Genomic DNA, 17511 nt, shown 5'->3' with positions numbered 1-17511 from the left:
CAGGGCGAGGCTCAACGTTGCCAAGAGGCCGGAATGAATGACTATCTGAGCAAACCGACACAGCTTTCCTCTCTACAAGACATGCTGACGAAATGGCTATCGCAACCGGCCGAATCCAGGACAACACCCATGATTACACCCGTTGGTGTGGAGGAGTCATCAAACCCTGTGGATGTCAGTGTGCTGGCAGCGCTGGTTGGAGATGATCCTTCTGTAATCCGCGACTTCTTGCTGGATTTCAGAAACAGTGCGGCAAAAGCGTTGCTCGAATTGCAGAGTGCCTATCATTCCGGAGATATCGTCAAAGCGGGGGCTGTGGCCCACCGGCTCAAATCCTCTTCCCGTTCAGTGGGGGCACTGGCTCTGGGGGATTTATGCGCCGAACTCGAAGAGGCGGCCAGGACGGATGAAGTCAAAGCTTCGTCCGCGTTGCTGGCTCGTATTGAGACGGAGATGGCTTGCGTCGACGCCTATTTGGATTCTTACCTGACGCCATAGCCGGCCTGTCGCAAAAAGGAAAATGATGATAGACCTGTCTCATGTCAGAGTCATGGTGCTCGATGATGAGCCCTTCATGCTCAAACTGCTTGCCCGGATACTAGGGAATCTGGGGCTGCATCAGGTGACCCTGTGTGACAGTGGGCAAGCGGCGCTGGCTGCGCTGGATGCACAAGAAATGGTTTCCGACCTCATCCTCTGTGATCTGAACATGCCGACAATGGATGGAGTTCAGTTTGTCCGCCAGTTGGTTGACCGCCAATACCAAGGCGGCCTCATCCTGGTGAGTGGCGAGGATGATCGATTATTACAAACAGTCGAAAAGCTGGTGCGGGCTCATCGCATCACGCTCCTTGGAAGTCTGGGGAAGCCGGTGAGCCCCGATGCACTCGCCACCCTGATTTCACAGTGGATACAACTCCAGCCTGCCCATTTACCGAAGGCAGCAAAAACTTATCATGCCGAAGACTTGGCCTTGGCGATTAATGACAGCAAGCTGGTGAATCACTATCAGCCAAAAGTTGCTGTGGCAACCGGGCAGGTGGTGGGCGTGGAAACCTTGGTCCGCTGGGAACATTCCGATGATGGTTTGGTGTATCCCGACCGGTTCATCCGTTTAGCCGAAAAGCATGGCCTGATCGATGAGCTTACTCGCAATGTACTTGCCAACGCATTCCGGCAGACCAAATCCTGGAGGAGGGCTGGACTCGGATTTCGGGTTGCTGTCAATGTCTCCATGGACTGTCTTGCCTCGCTGGATTTTCCCGATTTTGTGATGGACTTGGCTTCAACAGTCGGAATAGCGCCTGCGGATATCGTGCTGGAGATTACAGAAAGCCGCCAGATATCGGACATTCGGTTTGTGCTGGATTCGTTGGCACGCCTGAGTTTGATGCGGTTTGGTTTGTCGATCGATGATTTTGGGACAGGATATTCCACTCTTGCTCAATTGCGCGATATCCCTTTCGATGAACTCAAAATAGATCAGAGTTTTGTTCACCGGGCCTGGACGAATAAAACTTTGCGGGCGTTGTACGATACTAGCCTCGGGCTGGCAAAGCAACTCGACATCGATGCGGTTGCCGAAGGGGTAGAAGACCGTCAGGACTGGGATTTCCTTCGTCATACCGGGTGTAAACTCGCGCAAGGCTATTTTATTTCCAGACCGATGCATTTTGATGAGTTGCCGGGGTGGCTGGAAGAGTGGCAAGAGCGTGTTCCGGATTTGTTGTCCACCAGGTTATGAAATAGAAGGAGCGATCGTGAGTCATTCTTCTCCACGGCAGGCGACTGTTCTGATTGTTTCTGAAAATAGTGTCGATGCTCATCTTGTGAGAAATTTGCTGATCACGGAGTTTGATCGTGTTTTCATTTCTGGTAACCCGGATAAGATAGATGATGCGGTAGAACAGTATGTTCCTGATGTGTTAGTCTTTGCATTTAATGACATAGAGGTGTCTGGACGACATTGTCTCGACCTGCTTCATCTCAATGACAAGAGTGTCTGGCCGCGTCACCAGGCCATTGTTCTCTGTCACAAAGATGAGGTACAGCGTGCCTATGCCATGTGCCGAGAAGGAATATTCGAAGATTATGTTCTTTTCTGGCCGATGACTCTCGATGCACCTCGTCTGAAGATGTCCGTTCATAACGCTCTACGAGGGTTTGCAGCACGTGAAATTCGCCCCTCCTCAACGAAATCGGAAATCGAAATAGAGGGCAGCCACCTCTCGCAGCGACAGAGCCGGCCAGAACAGAATAGGGCCGATTACAACACGCATATCACTATGGCCGCTCGTGCGCTTAGCCAGGCAGAACAGGGACTTGGTTCGGTGCTGGACCGTTTTTCACAGCGACTTGCACCAGCCGGTGGGCACAATGCAATCGATGGCCAGGAGCTTGCCGCATTGCGGCATGAATTTGCGCAAATCAGGCAAGAGACGCTCCAGCCACTCAAAGAGTTGTTGGATAGATTGCAACATATATTTCCATCCGAATTGCCACATAACTCCGGCAAGACCACGTTCTCTTCTCGGCCCACAATACTTGTTGTCGACGATGATGAATTTCTGCGCAAGATGGTTGGTCGGATCCTCCACGAGGAGCATTATCAATTGATTTATGCGTCCAGTGGGCTTGAGGCTCTTTCTATATTGCGAATAACATTGCCTGACCTGATTCTGATGGATGTAATGATGCCCGATCTGGACGGCATTGAAACTTTGCGGAAAATAAAAGCGGTTCCCGGTCTTGCCAACATACCCGTGGTCATGCTGACTGGTCGATCTGAAGGTGTGGTCGTTATTGAAAGCCTGAAAGCGGGTGCTCGTGATTTCATAGTGAAACCTTTTGATCGCAGCAAGCTGATGGCCAAGGTTTCCAGCGTGCTGGGGTTACATGCCCCAAGAGTGCCATAGAGAGCATTGGAGGACCAAGGGAAAGATTCTTTCTTGCTGCGCTTGGTCAGCCAATATTTCACCATCTCAATTTACAGAGAGAACCAGATGAATATTCTGCTTGTTGATGACGAGCCATTCGCACTCAAGCTCCTGTCTCGCCAATTCAACCTCCTTGGCTACGACAAGATGACTCTTTGCGAGAGCGGTCATCAGGCCCTGTCCCTACTCGAAAACGGCCTTCAGGAGTTCGATCTGATCTGTTGTGATCTGCAAATGCCCGAAATGGACGGCGTGGAGTTCGTGCGCCATTTGGGGCGAATTGGATATTCAGGTGGTTTGATACTGATTAGCGGCGAGGATGGGCGGGTCTTGCAAACGGCAAGAATGTTGGCCAAGGCGCAGCATCTGAAGGTTCTTGGCGTTTTGCAGAAACCGGTAGCGTCCGAAGTGCTTGGGCAGTTGCTGCAAACCCAGGCTTCGCGCATTGTCACACCGGTTCAGGCCAAGCAGAAAACTTACCCCGCCGATGAGTTGCTCTGGGCCATTTCCAATGGGCATCTAGTCAATTATTACCAGCCAAAGGTGGATGTCGCGACAGGGGCAGTGACGGGAATTGAAGCATTGGTTCGCTGGCAACATCCCGATGATGGCTTATTGTTGCCCGCTCAGTTCATTCGCACGGCTGAAGAGCATGAACTGATCGATGACCTGACCAAGACCGTGTTGGCGAGCGCACTCCATGAAGCCAAGCTTTGGCACGATAAGGGGCTGCCTCTGCAGGTGGCCATCAATATTCCAATCGAGCACCTTAATTCTTTGGATTTGCCTGATTATGTGGCGCGAATGGTGGAAAAATCCGGTCTTCCCCGGTCCACCGTGATATTGGAGGTACCCGAGAACGGCTTGATAAACAATTCGTTACCATCCCTCGATATTCTGGCGAGGCTGCGCCTGAAGCGCATCTTCCTTTCCATCGATGACTTCGGCAGTTGTCATGCTTCACTTACCCAACTGCGTAACATTCCATTCGATGAAATCAAGATCAATCAAACTTTCGTCCACGGAGCCTCCAGGGATACCTCGCTGAGTGCTATCTATATGGCAAGCCTTGAACTGGCACGGCAACTGGGTATGAAGACAGTGGCGGAAGGGGTAGAAGATCGGGAGGATTGGGAATTTGTGCGTGCTTCCGGTTGCGACTTGGCTCAGGGATATTTTATTGCCAAACCGATGCTAGCAGCAGAGATTGCTGGTTGGATAGCCGATTGGGAAGATCGCCAGCGGGATCTCTTTAGTGAAAGGTCGATGGTTGGTCAGACGTAAGTGTTTGCAGCGGTGTTAAATTGATGCGATCAGCTCTTTGCCCCGCATACTCGGGCTTCTATCGGTTCGGGCGAACGTTGCGCGTAGGGAAACGTTTCTTGGGGGCGTGACCTGCCAGAACAGCGGGGCAGCTTGTTATTAGCGTGCCCGCCGGCTTTGCCAGGGATAACTTGGTTTTGACAATGCCATCTGGCCCGGAAAGACGGTACTGACCGGGCTGTTACCCTTGAAATGAAGCGGCCGCCGTCGATCACGGGCTCCGGCTCAGGAGCACCGCATAAACATCACACTGGCGCTTTTTCCGGAAAGGCTTGCTCCCACTGTCCCGCATCCACGGGCACATCCAGGCCCACCTTGACGCGGCTCATGGCCACTAGCGTCTTGAACCGTTTGACGTTGTTGTTCTGGAAGAAGAGCTGCCGTGTCAGCTCGGTGTACTGCTCCATGTTGCGTACGGTGATGATGAGAACGAAGTCGCATTCGCCCGTCACGTAATAGCACTGCTGCACCAGCGGGCAGGCTTGGAAGCTACGCTTCATTTCATCGAGACGATCGATCTGTTCGCTCTCCACCTCCACTTGCGCCACGATGGTCAGGGAATAGCCCAAGGCTTCCGGCGACACCACCGCGGTGTACTTCTCGATCACCCCTTCATCGGCCAAACGCTTCAAGCGCCGGTTCACCGCCGCCGTCGAAAGGTGCACACGGGCGCCTAATTCACTTTGAGGCAGGCGGGCGTCTCGTTGTACCTCGGCCACCAGCTTTCGATCGTAGACATCCAGGGTTGTGGTCATGGGTGAAAAGCCTTTGTGGTTGCCTGTCGAAAGTCGGAATAAATTTGCGCTGCGCTCAGCATAAAAGCGAAAAAAACCCGCATGTTGCGAAATATTATTACGCCATTGGCAGGACAACAAGAGGTGCCCTGAATGGCATTCGAGTGGGCGACCGTTGATCACACAACTATCACAAGGAGACGACCGATGATGAGCCGCAGGGAAGGAAATGCCGACCTCAGGGTGGACGGAACGAAGCTGCTGGAACAGTTGCGTGAATTAGGTGAAGTAGGAGCCGATCAAGTGGCCGGTGGGCGCACGCGGATTGCGTTGACGGATGACGAGAAAGCCGGCCGTGACCTCGTGGTGCAATGGATGCATGAGCTCGAACTCGATGTCCGCATCGACCGCATCGGCAATGTTTTCGGGACGCTGCGCTCGGAGGGCGACGATGGCAGCCAGGCGCCGCTGATGATCGGGTCGCACATCGATACGGTAAAGAACGCCGGTGCACTGGATGGCTGCTACGGGGTTCTGGCTGGCTTGGCGGTCGCCCGAGCCTTCCGCCAGGCGGACATGAAACCGGGGCGTTCCATCACTATCGGCGCTTTCACCAACGAGGAGGGCGTGCGCTACCAGCCCGACATGATGGGGTCTTTGGTGTACGCAGGCGGCCTTTCGGTCGAGGAGGCGCTGGCGACCATCGGTACCGATGGCACCCGGTTGAGCGATGAATTGGAGCGTATCGGCTATGCCGGCGATCTCGAGCCGGGTTCCATCGTGCCGCACGAGTACCTCGAATTACATATCGAACAAGGCCCGGTGCTGGAGGCGGAAAACAAACTGATCGGCGTCGTGGAAAACCTGCAGGGCATCTCCTGGCAGAAGGTCACCATCCAGGGCAACGCCAACCATGCAGGAACGACGCCAATGCGTTTGCGCCATGACGCAGGCTGGGTGGCGTCTGCGATCGTGACGTTCCTGCGTGACTTGGCGAACGCATCCGAGGGAACCACGCTGGCCACCGTCGGTTCCTTGCGCGTGGAGCCCGACCTTATCAACGTCATTCCACGAAAGGCCACCTTGACGGTCGACCTGCGCGACCCCGACGAACTGCGGCTCCAGGCGGCCGAACAGCGACTTGCCGCTTTCCTGGAAAAAGTGGCAGCACAGGAGGGCGTGAAAATCAGCACCGAGCGGCTCGTCCGATTTGAACCGGTGGTGTTCGACACCACTCTGGCCGACGAGATTGAAGCCTCCGCCGAGCAGTTCGGCTTTACGCATCGACGCATGACATCCGGAGCCGGTCACGATGCCCAGATGATCGCGCGCATTGCGCCGTCCGCCATGATTTTCGTTCCGAGCCGTGGCGGCGTGAGTCACAACCCACGTGAGCACACCGACGATGACCAGCTGATCAACGGCGCGCAAGTCCTGCTGGATGTGGTGCTGCGACGCATCGGCGCGGACTCGATCATGAACCAGTTATATGAACGGGGATAAGCCAGATTCCCGTACCGCTTTCACGGGGGAGAGCTAGCTTGCTGGCCCCTTATCCCACCATTCTTCATTTCACTACAGGAACACTCATGCTGATCGCCAACGAACGTGTAACCTTCTCCCAGTATCCCTCCGTGCTCAAGAACATCATGAACCTTGAGCAGGCACATGAGAGCCGCCAATGGCTCTCGCACTGGAGCCAACTCAATCGCTCCGCCACGCCGCTCTGGAATCTACCCAATCTCGCCGAGAAACTCGGTGTTGCCAAAGTGTGCGTGAAGGATGAGTCGGTCCGTTCTCCGCTGGGCAGCTTCAAGGCGCTGGGCGCCCCGATCGCCTTGATCCGCCTCATCCTCCGGCTGTGGCCGGAGCACAAGCTCGATGCCAAAGAGCTGATTAGCGGACATTACAAGGAACTGTTCAAAGCGTTCACGGTGATCAGCGCCACCGACGGCAACCATGGCCGGGCCCTGGCGGCGGCGGCCCAATCCATCGGGTGCCGTTGCGTCATCGTCCTGCATGCCAATGTGAGCCTTGAGCGCGAGCAGGCCATTGCCGCCTATGATGCTGAAATCGTCCGCATCACCGGCAACTACGATGAATCCGTTGAAGAGGCCGCACGCCTGGCCGCAACGAACGGCTGGCATGTGGTGTCGGACACCTCGTACGAAGGGTATGAAGACATCCCCCGCGACGTGATGCAGGGCTACGGCACCATCGCGGCGGAAATTATCGAGCAAACTGGTGCCGAACGAGACAAACCGAGCGCCTTCACCCATGTCTTCCTCCAGGGTGGTGTGGGTGGTCTGGCGGCCGGCATCGTGAGCTATTTATGGGAATTCCATGGCGAGAGCCGCCCCCAGTTTGTCGTGGTCGAGCCCAAGCAGGCGGATTGCCTCTACCAGAGCGCCGCGCAAGGAAAGGCCGCCAAGGCCACCGGTTCGGTCGACTCGGTCATGGCAGGCCTGGCCTGCGGTGAAACCTCTCCATTGGCCTGGCAGATTCTGCAGCCCGGTGTCGACTACTTCATGACGATTGAAGATGACGATGCAGTCGCCGCCATGCGCTTACTGGCGTCGGGAAACGGGAGCGATATCCCCGTCGTAGCGGGCGAATCTGGCGCGGCGGGGCTCGCCGGGCTACACGTATTGCGTCAGTCTGCCGAGAAGTCGAAGGCCGTATGTCTCGATGCCGATTCCCGCGTTCTCGTCATCAATACGGAAGCCGCTACTGCACCTTCTGTTTATCAGGGGCTGGTATCCGAGTCTGCCGAGTCCGTTCTGGAACGCCAGGCTTCCTGGCTCAATAGCGGCGTTCGACAGCCCGCTACCGCGTAAGCACAAGCAGCACGTTACGGCCGGCGATAAAAGCATTGCCCCTTCGCCGTGCCGTAGGCTGCCCCCGTAAGAATTCGCCCGCGAATAACCCGCCAAGAGAAGGGAAGTATGAGATGACGATGGATTCCTCATTCATCCAGCAACTGACGCAGTGGCGTCATCACCTGCACCGCCATCCGGAAACCGGCTTTGAGGAGGTCGACACAGCCGACTTCGTTGCAAACGTGTTATCGGATTTGGGCTTGCAGGTTCATCGCGGGATCGGTGGAACCGGCCTCGTGGCCAGCCTCACCGTTGGGACCGGTTCCAGTGTCATTGGCCTGCGTGCCGACATGGATGCGCTGAACATTCATGAGCAGGCGGCCGACCGGGCCCATGCTTCGGAAATCCCCGGGAAAATGCACGCCTGTGGCCACGACGGGCACATGGCGATGATCCTCGGTGCCGCAAAGCTTCTATGCGAGCGGCGGGACTTCAACGGCACCGTGCGCTTCATTTTTCAGCCGGCGGAAGAGCATGGTCGAGGTGCCAAAGCGATGATGAGCGATGGCCTGTTCGAGCGTTTTCCGGTCGACGAGATTTACGGCGCCCACAATATGCCGGGTATGCCGGCTGGACATATCGCCACCCGCGCTGGCGGCATTATGGCCAGCGAAGACAATTTCGTGATCACAATTAAAGGGCGCGGCACCCATGCGGCACGTCCGCACATGGGCATCGATCCGATCGTGATTGCCTCCCAGATCGTGCTGGCCTTGCAGACCATCGTGTCGCGCAGCCTGGACCCGAGCCTGCCGGCGGTGATTTCCTGCACCGAATTGTTCACGGACGGCATTCGCAACGCCATCCCCACGACCGTCACCATCAAAGGCGACACCCGCAGTTATACCCCCGAAGTGCAGAACCTCCTGGAAACCCGCATGCGCGAGATCTGCGACGGAATCTGCCGGATGCATGGCGCGGAGTGCACGGTCGAGTACACCCATGAATTCGCCCCCACCATCAATACTCCGGACTGTGTTCCCGTGGCCTTGAGGGCGGCGGCCAATATCGTGGGGATGGAGCGTGTCGACGGCAATATCGCGCCGATGATGATTTCCGAGGACTTTGGCGCGTTTCTGCAGGTGGTGCCCGGCAATTTCGTCTTCATCGGCAATGGCGCCGAGGGGCGGGGCAGCACTCCCTTGCATAATGCCTGCTACGACTTCAACGACGAGGTGCTGTCGACCGGCGCCCAGTACTTTGCCGAGATCGTTCGGCTTCGCCTTCCTGCCTGATATTGCTGACTGAACATGGAGGCCGTAGGCCTTGCCATGACTCGTTCATCGAGAATCGCAGGTGGAGAGAATCAAAAAAAAATCCCCGTTCCTCTTGCGAGAAACGGGGCAAGACACACACTCCTGACAGTGCTACTCCTTAAGCAAAGACAGCCAGCAAATCCTTGTTGTTGATGCGGCTGCCCGAGCTCACCAGCACCTGCTTGATCACCCCGTCGCGCTCGGCCTTCACCGCCACCTCCATCTTCATCGCCTCCAGCGTGAGCAGGGTGTCGCCCTTGGCCACCGCCTGGCCGGGCTGGACGGCGACGGTGCTGACCATGCCCGGCATCGGCGCGCCGACGTGGTGCGGGTTGTCCGGGTCGGCCTGCGGGTGCTGGGAGGCCGCCTGCACGCCGTCCTTGGCCACCTTGACCAGGCGCGGCTGGCCGTTCAGTTCGAAGAACAGCTTGACGTGGCCGTCGCTCGTGTCGGCTCTCCCCAAGAGCTGCACCACCAGGGTCTTGCCGCGCTCCAGCTCGACGGCGATTTCCTCGCCCTCGGTGAGGCCGTAGAAGAACGCCGTGGTGGGCACGGTGGAGACGTCGCCGTAGCGCGCCTGGTGTTCGGCAAAGTCCTGGAACACCTTGGGGTACATCAGCGACGAGGCCAGGTCCTGTTCGCTGACGTCGCGGCCCAGGGTCTGGGCGAGTTGGGCCTTCTTGCCGTCCAGAGCGACCGGCGCCATCACGGCCCCCGGACGTCCGGTCAGCGCCGGTTCCCCCTTGAGCACCTTGCGCTGCAGCCCCTCGGGAAAGCCGTGCGCCGGCGTGCCCAGTTCGCCCTTGAACAGGGACACCACCGACTCGGGGAAGTCGATCGCCTTGGCCGGGTCGAGCACGTCTTCCGGCGTCAGGCCGTTGGACACCATGAACAGCGCCATGTCACCGACGACCTTCGAGGTCGGGGTCACCTTGACGATGTCGCCGAACAGCAAGTTGACCTGGGCGTAGGCCTCGGCCACCTCGGGCCAGCGCGCCTCGATGCCGAGCGAGCGCGCCTGCTCGCGCAGGTTGGTCACCTGCCCGCCCGGCATCTCGTGGCGGTACACCTCCGACGTGCCGGCGCGCATGTCGGCCTCGAACGGGGCGTAGTGGCGGCGCACGCCTTCCCAGTAGGTCGACAGCTGCTGCAGGTGCTTCCGGTCCAGCCCCGGGTCGCGCTCCGAGCCTTCGAGCGCGGCGACGATGGAGCCCAGGTTGGGCTGCGAGGTGAGGCCGCTCATGGCGTCCAGCGCTGCATCCACCGCGTCCACCCCGGCCTCGATCGCCGCCAGCACGCTCGCCGCCGCGATGCCGCTGGTGTCGTGGGTGTGGAAGTGGATCGGCAGGCCGACCTCCTCCTTCAGCGCTTTGACCAGCGCGGTGATCGCGCGCGGTCGGGCGATGCCGGCCATGTCCTTGATCGCCAGGATGTGGGCGCCGGCTTGCTCCAGTTCCTTCGCCATCGAGACGTAGTAGCGCAGGTCGTAGCGCCGGCGGCTGTCGAACAGGTCCCCGGTGTAGCAGATCGCCGCTTCGCACAGCTTGCCGGTGTCGCGCACCGCGTCCATCGCCACACGCATGTTGTCGACGGCGTTGAGCGAGTCGAACACACGGAACAGGTCGATGCCGCCCTCGGCTGCCTGGGCGATGAAGTGGCGCACCACGTTGTCGGGGTAGTTGGTGTAGCCGACCGCGTTGGAGGCCCTCAGCAGCATCTGCAGCAGGACGTTCGGCACCGCCTCGCGCAAGCCCGCCAGGCGCTGCCACGGGTCTTCCTTGAGGAAGCGCATCGCCACGTCGAAGGTCGCGCCGCCCCAGCACTCCAGCGAGAACAACTGTGGCGCCAGACGGGCGTAGTGCGGTGCGATCGCCAGCATGTCGGCCGAGCGCAGGCGCGTCGCGAACAGCGACTGGTGCGCGTCGCGCATCGTGGTGTCGGTGATCAGCACGGGCTTCTGCTCGCGCATCCATTGCGTGAAGCCTTCGGCCCCGAGTGCCTGGAGGCGGTCGCGTGTGCCGGTCGGCAGTGGGCCGGCCAGTTTGAGGTCGGGCCGGCGCGCCGGACCCGGCATCGGGCTGGGCACGGCGCGGCCCTTCATTTCGGGGTTGCCGTTGACGGTGACGTTGCCGAGGAACTCCAGCAGCTTGGTGGCGCGGTCGCGGCGCGGCGCGAACTGGAACAGCTCGGGCGTGCTGTCGATGAAGCGCGTGGTGCACTGGCCCGAGACGAAGGAGGGGTGAGCGATGACGTTCTCGAGGAAAGCCAGGTTGCTCGATACCCCCCGGATGCGGAACTCGCGCAGCGCGCGGTCCATGCGCGCGTTGGCCTCGGCCGCGCTGTGGCCCCAGGCGGTGACCTTGACCAGCAGCGAGTCGTAGTACGGCGTGATCACCGCGCCGCTGTAGGCGGTGCCGCCGTCCAGGCGCACGCCGAAGCCCGCCGCGCTGCGGTAGGCGGTGAGGCGGCCGTAGTCGGGGGTGAAGCCGTTCTCCGGGTCCTCGGTGGTGACGCGGCACTGCAGCGCGTGGCCGGACAGGCGGATGTCGGGCTGCGCCGGCACGAAGCTGTCCTCGTCGCCGATCTTCGCGCCCTCGGTGATGCGGATCTGCGCCTTGACGATGTCGACCCCGGTGACCGCCTCGGTCACGGTGTGTTCGACCTGGATACGCGGGTTGACCTCGATGAAGTAGAACGCGCCGGTGTCGGCGTCCATCAGGAACTCGACGGTGCCGGCGTGGGTGTAGTCGACCGCGCGCGCCAGCTTCAGCGCCGCCGCGCACAGCGCGGTGCGTTGATCCTCGTTCAGATAGGGCGCCGGGGCGCGCTCGACCACTTTCTGGTTGCGGCGCTGCACCGAGCAGTCGCGCTCGAACAGGTGCACCAGGTTGCCGTGGCTGTCGCCGAGAATCTGCACCTCGACGTGGTGGGCGCGCCGTACCAGCTTCTCGAGGTAGACCTCGTCGTTGCCGAAGGCCACCTTGGCCTCGCGCCGTGCCACCTCCATCGCGCCGGCCAGCTCGCCCTCGTTCTCCACCACGCGCATGCCGCGCCCGCCGCCGCCCCAGCTCGCCTTGAGCATCAGCGGGTAGCCGACTTCGGCCGCCATCCGTTGCGCCTCGGCCAGGCCGTACGGCAGCGCCCCGGTGGCCGGCACCACCGGCACGCCGGCCTGCTCGGCCAGTTCACGCGCGGAGACCTTGTTGCCGAGCTGGCGCATCACCTCGGGGCGAGGACCGATGAAGGCGATCCCCGCCGCGGCGCAGGCCTCGGCGAAGTCGGGGTTCTCGGACAAAAAGCCGTAGCCGGGGTGGATGGCGTCGACGTTGGCTTCCCTGGCGATGCGCAGGATGTCGTCGATGTCGAGGTAGGCGGCGATGGGCTTCTTGCCGGCACCGACCTGGTAGGCCTCGTCGGCCTTGAAGCGGTGCAGGGCGAGCTTGTCTTCGTCGGCGTAGATGGCGACGGTGCGGATGTTCATCTCGCTGGCGGCGCGCATCACGCGGATGGCGATCTCGCTGCGGTTGGCGATGAGGATGGACTGGATGGGCTTCATGGATGCTTGGGTCTTTATCAAGGGATGGTCGGTCTCTCTGCTGAAACGAAATCAAAGCGGCGTCATTCGCTACGGCGCCTGAATCGAACGCACTACAGATACCTTCTACCGTGAGCAATTCCAGCGATTTGCTGTAGTGGGCGCCGATTAGCCTTTAAACGACGGCATGGCTTGGTAGGCGGGCTGAGAGGGCCGGCTCATCGTGTTTCTATGACGATGGCTGCGATATCGGTACTTTCAGGTCCGGAGCCTGATACGTAAATTCCGAAGAATGAAATGTGGTGATATGCCTGGGCTATCGATAGATAGAGGATGGACGAGCACACCCTGTCTCGTGGCTGATCGGTCAGGTGCGACGAGAACCTGATCAAGGTAGCCGGCTAAGCCGCGTGATCGCTCCCGCCCGATCCCGAGGCCATGAGTTCCGCCACCAGCACCCTGGCGCAGCCGGGCAGGGCTTCCATGTCCCGTACCAGCACACTTCGTTTGCGCAACGTCCATTCTTCGTCGATTTCGATCACGGCGAGCTTCATGGTCTGCTGATGGCGCAGTGCCGCCGACTCCGGGAGGATGCCGATACCGACCCCGGTCTCGATCATGCGGCACATGCCTTCGAAGCTGCGAAGCTGGATGCGCAGGGTGAGGGTATGGCCATGCTGGGCGCTGAGATCCAGCAGGAAGGCGTGCAGTGTGCTGCCTTCATGCATGCTGACGTGCTGGTAGTCGAGCACGTCGGTGAAAATGACCTTTTGGCGCTGACTGAGCGGGTGTCCTTCGGGAGTGACCAGAACCAGGCGGTCGGTGCTGAGTCCCTTCAGGCAGCCAAAGTGACGCTCGCTCCGGACGGGCGTGGGAGTCATTCCCCTTGCCATATAACTCTTTGACGGCGTGAATGATAAAAATTATCACTCGCACATATTTTACAAGAATTTACAAAGATTTTTATGTGCAAGGGGAACTAATGACCATGAAGCGCATTGCTGCTGCCGTCGCGGCGGCCTATCTCCCGCTCGCCCTGCCGGCCTTTGCCGACACCGAGTTGCCGACCGTCCACGTGGAGGCCTCTTCCGAAGCGGCTCCCGAGACCTACCAAGCCGTCGTCTCGACGACGGCGACCAAGATCAAGGCGCCGCTGCGCGACATTCCGCAGACCGTGAACGTCGTGACCGAGAGTCTGATCGAGGACCAGGGCGCGCGCTCGGTGCAGGACGTGCTCAAGAACGTCCCCGGCGTGTCGTTCAACAACGGCGACGGCCAGCGCGACCAGTTCTACATCCGCGGCTTCAACGCCCTGGGCGACATGTTCGTCGACGGCATCCGCGACGACGCGCTGTACTACCGTGACTTGTCCAATACCGAGCGTGTCGAGGTGGTGAAGGGGCCGGCTGGCTGAGCCGCGCTATCCGGACTTGGCGGTTGCAGTGTTCGGTGCGCTGCTGGTGCTGTCGCACACGTTCATGGCAGGCTTGCGCACCAGCCTGTTATTGGCTGCTGGCATCTCTTTCCTCACGGTCTTGGCCAGCCCGCCATCAGGCAACGCATCACTGAATCTGTTGGCCAAGTTATGCTGCGCACTCTCGCAGTGCCGTCAGCGGCACATGCAAGGCTTCATCATGGGAAAACGCCTCGAGGAGGTAGTCGACGGTGGCGCGCACCCGTGGGGCAAGCAAGGCTCGGTGGGGGTATTGCAGCACCATCTCGTAGGTGCCGGGGTGGTGGCAGTCGGCCAGCACCACCTTCAACGAACCGGCGCGCAGATGGGCCCAGGCGTGGTGGATGCCTACCTGGGCGATGCCGAGGCCAGACAGTGCCGCCTGCACCAGGGCCTCGGGGGCTGACACGGTGACAATGGCGGCAGCCGGGTCGAGCTCAGCCAGGCTGCCATCCTCCTGCCGAAAGGCCCAGCGCGAGAGCCGGCCGCCGAGAAAACGCCGGGCGATCAAACGATGCTGTTGCAGATCTTGCGGTGTCCGTGGAATCCCGTGCCGGGCCAGGTAGGCGGGAGCAGCGACCAACGCCATGTTCAGGCGGCAAATCGGGCGCGATACCAAGGCGGAGTCGGCGATCTGCCCGCCCCGGATGGCCAGGTCGTAGCCCTTCTGCACTAGGTCGACCCGGCGGTCATCGAAGTCCACCTCGACGTTCAGCGCCGGATAGCGTTCCAGCAATCCCGGCAGCGCAGGCATCACCTGATCGCGCCCGAATGCGGCGCTGGTCGAAATGCGCACGCGCCCGGTCGGCACCACACGCTGTGCGGCCACGGTATCCACCGCAGCATCCAGCGCATCCAGCGCGATGCGTGCTTGTTCCAGGAAGGTGAGACCCTCTGCCGTCAGCTGAGCGAGCGGGTAGTGCGATTCATCAGGCGTACGCCAAGCGCGCGCTCCAGGCTCGCGACATTCTTGCTCACCGCCGCCGAGGAAATGCCCAGGCTACGTGCCGCTGCGGCAAAACTGCCGACCTGGGCCGCCTGTACGAAGGAAAGGATGGCGCGCACGCGCTGCGATGAGTCCATGACTTATCAACCGGTAGCTGAGTTCTACAATTATCAACTTCAAGTTGGGAAATCATCAACCTGGCCATGAGTTCTGGTCGTGAATCTCCTTGTCCATAATCGGCGCCATCGATGACCTGATCCCAGCAGGGATCCGACCAGGAGAACGCAATGTTGATTTCCATCGTTTACGACAGCGGTTATGGCCACACCGCCAAACAAGCCCAGGCGGTTGCCGAAGGCGTGCGCCAGGTGCCCGGCGCAGAAGTACAACTGGTTGCCGTGGCCGACGGCCCGATCCAGTGGGAAACGCTGGAAGCCAGCGACGCCATCATCTTCGGCTCGCCCACCTATAACGGCACGGTCAGTGCCCGCCTCAAGCAAGTCATGGAGGAGTCCACCCGTCCCGCGTGGCTGCCGCAGAGCTGGCGCAACAAGATTGCCGCCGGCTTCACCAACTCCGGCGCCCAGCACGGCGATAAGCTCAATACGCTGATCACCATGGCGCTGTTCGCGGCTCAGCACGGCATGATCTGGGTCGGGCTCGATCTGTTCCCCGGTCGTTCGGCGGACGAACGTAACCGCATCGGCGGTTGGCTGGGCGCGATGGCGCAGTCCGACGATGTGGCGCCCGAACTTTCACCGATCGACAGCGACCTGCAGACTGCGGCTTACCTCGGCCAGCGTGTCGCTGAAATCGCGCGCCAATTCAAATAAGGAGAATGCTGCTATGTCCACCCCGATTTCTCCTCGTTCCGCCATCACCCTGGAAGACGTGCGCTCGGTCTCGCCGATGCTCGCCCAACTCACTCAGGATGCGATCGTCGACAACATGTGGCAGCGGCCCACTCTGCCGGCCCGCGAACGCAGCATGGTGACGCTGGCCGCCCTGATCGCGCACAACCAGACCATGGCCATGCAGCACTATGCCAATCTGGCGCTCGACCACGGTGTGACCCCTGGCGAGATTTCCGAGATTGTCACGCACCTGGCGTTTTATGCCGGTTGGCCGAATGCCTTTTCGGCGGTGGCGGCGATCAAGGATATCTTCGCTCAGCGCGGCATCGGCCTCGATCAATTGCCTCCCGCTGGGCCGGAGCCTGCCGCGCCCGGTCAAGTGAGTGGTGAGTGAAGGGCTCTGAACTTCCGGGGTTTTAGGCAAGCAATCCGCCGGATCCGGCTATGGGTGAACGCCCGGTTCTCGGGACAATAGCCGGTATCGAAACCTCAGCCACTCAACGGAGAAATCGCCATGAGCAAGGCCAAAGCCTATGCGGCATTGAACGCCAACAGCGCGCTGGTTCCTTTTGAAATCGAACGTCGCACGCCGGGTCCGGACGATGTGCAGATCCAGATCCTTTATTGCGGGGTGTGCCATTCCGACCTGCATACCGCGCGCAACGAGTGGCGCAACACGCTGTACCCGTCCGTGCCGGGCCATGAGATCGTCGGCCGTGTCGTCGCCGTCGGCAAGCAGGTACGCAATTTCAAGGTAGGGGATCTGGCCGGTGTCGGCTGCATGGTGGATAGCTGCGGAAATTGTCCGTCCTGCCACGACCACGAGGAACAGTTCTGCGACCACGGTTTTACCGGTACCTACAACGGTCCGCTGCTCGGCGGGGAAAACACTTACGGCGGTTACTCGCAGAGTATCGTGGTCAAGGAATCCTTCGTCCTGCACATCCGTCACCAGGAGCAGGACCTCGCCGGTGTCGCCCCCTTGCTGTGCGCCGGCATCACCACCTACTCGCCGCTGAGTCGTTGGGGCGCGGGTCCGGGCAAGAAGGTCGGCATCGTCGGTCTGGGCGGGCTGGGCCACATGGGGGTCAAGATCGCGCATGCCATGGGCGCGCAGTTGGTGTTGTTCACCACGTCGGCCGGCAAGATCGAGGATGGCAAGTGTCTGGGGGCGGGTGAGGTGTGCGTTTCCACCGACCCCGAACAGATGGCGCGCTATGCCGGCCAGCTCGATTTCATCCTCAATACGGTCGCCGCTCCGCACGCTCTGGATCCTTACGTGGAATTGCTCAAGCGCGACGGCACGATGGCCCTGGTGGGCGCGCCGGCCGAGCCGCACCCGGCGCCGAACGTGTTCGGGCTGATCCTGAAGCGCCGCCGCATCGCCAGTTCGTTGATCGGTGGTATCCGCGAGACGCAGGAGATGCTGGATTTCTGCGCGGAACACGGCATCTCATGGCGCGACAAGCGCACAGGAGCTGTCCGCGTCAGGCTGCGGTACAACGACAGGCCGATGCCGGAACCAAGATAGAGCAGCCCCGCCAGCAGCCATGGGTTCACGTTGTGCGACAGCAGTTTGGCAAACGGTGTTCCTG

At 60.2% G+C, this 17511-nt stretch carries 16 protein-coding genes; 11 read left to right on the top strand and 5 right to left on the bottom strand.

Annotated elements, in window-relative coordinates; all coding sequences use genetic code 11:
* Positions 1 to 33 precede the first annotated feature (33 nt).
* From PSEMAI1_RS0111625 to PSEMAI1_RS0111600, 4 genes are read left to right on the top strand one after another with little or no spacing between them, the layout of a single operon-like run.
* The gene (locus PSEMAI1_RS0111625; protein ID WP_084612684.1) at positions 34 to 498 is read left to right on the top strand and encodes an Hpt domain-containing protein; all 465 of its coding nucleotides are present in this window, start codon (positions 34 to 36) and stop codon (positions 496 to 498) included.
* 22 nt (positions 499 to 520) lie between these two features.
* Positions 521 to 1744: an EAL domain-containing protein gene (locus PSEMAI1_RS0111620; RefSeq protein WP_029770669.1), complete on the top strand. Its 1224-nt coding sequence runs from the start codon at positions 521 to 523 to the stop codon at positions 1742 to 1744.
* 16 nt (positions 1745 to 1760) lie between these two features.
* Positions 1761 to 2915 carry a PleD family two-component system response regulator gene (locus PSEMAI1_RS21340; RefSeq protein WP_198019608.1) on the top strand — a complete coding sequence of 385 codons (1155 nt, stop codon included), beginning with the start codon at positions 1761 to 1763 and terminating at the stop codon, positions 2913 to 2915.
* A gap of 33 nt (positions 2916 to 2948) precedes the next feature.
* Positions 2949 to 4220: an EAL domain-containing protein gene (locus tag PSEMAI1_RS0111600; RefSeq protein ID WP_198019607.1), complete on the top strand. Its 1272-nt coding sequence runs from the start codon at positions 2949 to 2951 to the stop codon at positions 4218 to 4220.
* A 284-nt stretch (positions 4221 to 4504) separates the two neighbouring features.
* On the opposite strand, the gene PSEMAI1_RS0111595 is transcribed toward PSEMAI1_RS0111600, so the two are convergent.
* Positions 4505 to 5014, bottom strand: coding sequence for an Lrp/AsnC family transcriptional regulator (locus PSEMAI1_RS0111595; protein ID WP_024303037.1), 510 nt, complete (start codon positions 5012 to 5014; stop codon positions 4505 to 4507).
* 186 nt (positions 5015 to 5200) lie between these two features.
* Between PSEMAI1_RS0111595 and PSEMAI1_RS0111590 the strand changes: the two genes are divergently transcribed.
* The 3 genes from PSEMAI1_RS0111590 (at position 5201) to PSEMAI1_RS0111580 (ending at position 9107) form a co-directional block, all read left to right on the top strand.
* Positions 5201 to 6496 carry a Zn-dependent hydrolase gene (locus tag PSEMAI1_RS0111590; RefSeq protein ID WP_024303036.1) on the top strand — a complete coding sequence of 432 codons (1296 nt, stop codon included), beginning with the start codon at positions 5201 to 5203 and terminating at the stop codon, positions 6494 to 6496.
* Positions 6497 to 6582: 86 nt separating this feature from the next.
* A complete protein-coding gene (locus PSEMAI1_RS0111585) occupies positions 6583 to 7830 on the top strand; it encodes a diaminopropionate ammonia-lyase (RefSeq protein ID WP_024303035.1) in 1248 nt (415 codons plus the stop codon).
* A 113-nt stretch (positions 7831 to 7943) separates the two neighbouring features.
* Positions 7944 to 9107 carry a M20 aminoacylase family protein gene (locus tag PSEMAI1_RS0111580; protein ID WP_198019606.1) on the top strand — a complete coding sequence of 388 codons (1164 nt, stop codon included), beginning with the start codon at positions 7944 to 7946 and terminating at the stop codon, positions 9105 to 9107.
* A gap of 139 nt (positions 9108 to 9246) precedes the next feature.
* Here the strand turns inward: PSEMAI1_RS0111580 and PSEMAI1_RS0111575 are convergent, their stop codons facing one another.
* Complete coding sequence (locus tag PSEMAI1_RS0111575; RefSeq protein WP_024303033.1) at positions 9247 to 12684, bottom strand: pyruvate carboxylase; 3438 nt, start codon at positions 12682 to 12684, stop codon at positions 9247 to 9249.
* A 380-nt stretch (positions 12685 to 13064) separates the two neighbouring features.
* Positions 13065 to 13544: a LysR substrate-binding domain-containing protein gene (locus PSEMAI1_RS0111570; RefSeq protein ID WP_024303032.1), complete on the bottom strand. Its 480-nt coding sequence runs from the start codon at positions 13542 to 13544 to the stop codon at positions 13065 to 13067.
* A 107-nt stretch (positions 13545 to 13651) separates the two neighbouring features.
* Here PSEMAI1_RS0111570 and PSEMAI1_RS0111565 point away from each other — a divergent pair, with 107 nt between their 5' ends.
* Positions 13652 to 14077, top strand: coding sequence for a TonB-dependent receptor plug domain-containing protein (locus PSEMAI1_RS0111565; RefSeq protein WP_232219899.1), 426 nt, complete (start codon positions 13652 to 13654; stop codon positions 14075 to 14077).
* Between the two features lie 169 nt (positions 14078 to 14246).
* Here the strand turns inward: PSEMAI1_RS0111565 and PSEMAI1_RS20595 are convergent, their stop codons facing one another.
* Entirely contained in the window at positions 14247 to 14954 is a 708-nt protein-coding gene (locus PSEMAI1_RS20595) for a substrate binding domain-containing protein (protein WP_232219898.1), read from the bottom strand.
* 62 nt (positions 14955 to 15016) lie between these two features.
* Positions 15017 to 15199, bottom strand: a complete 183-nt coding sequence (locus PSEMAI1_RS22195) for a LysR family transcriptional regulator (RefSeq protein ID WP_232219897.1) — start codon at positions 15197 to 15199, stop codon at positions 15017 to 15019.
* 150 nt (positions 15200 to 15349) lie between these two features.
* On the opposite strand from PSEMAI1_RS22195, the gene PSEMAI1_RS0111555 reads away from it, so the two are divergent.
* The 3 genes from PSEMAI1_RS0111555 to PSEMAI1_RS0111545 all read left to right on the top strand — a co-directional run bounded on the left by PSEMAI1_RS0111555 (position 15350) and on the right by PSEMAI1_RS0111545 (position 17447).
* On the top strand, positions 15350 to 15895 hold the full coding sequence (locus PSEMAI1_RS0111555; RefSeq protein WP_024303030.1) for a flavodoxin family protein: 546 nt from the start codon (positions 15350 to 15352) through the stop codon (positions 15893 to 15895).
* Positions 15896 to 15908: 13 nt separating this feature from the next.
* Positions 15909 to 16310 carry a carboxymuconolactone decarboxylase family protein gene (locus PSEMAI1_RS0111550; RefSeq protein WP_024303029.1) on the top strand — a complete coding sequence of 134 codons (402 nt, stop codon included), beginning with the start codon at positions 15909 to 15911 and terminating at the stop codon, positions 16308 to 16310.
* Positions 16311 to 16430: 120 nt separating this feature from the next.
* Positions 16431 to 17447 carry an NAD(P)-dependent alcohol dehydrogenase gene (locus PSEMAI1_RS0111545; protein WP_024303028.1) on the top strand — a complete coding sequence of 339 codons (1017 nt, stop codon included), beginning with the start codon at positions 16431 to 16433 and terminating at the stop codon, positions 17445 to 17447.
* The last annotated feature ends 64 nt before the right edge of the window (positions 17448 to 17511 follow it).

Source organism: Pseudogulbenkiania sp. MAI-1 (assembly GCF_000527175.1).
Lineage (GTDB): Bacteria > Pseudomonadota > Gammaproteobacteria > Burkholderiales > Chromobacteriaceae > Pseudogulbenkiania.
Note: the sequence above shows the minus strand (reverse complement) of the source record. Positions and strands in the feature narration are given on the sequence as shown.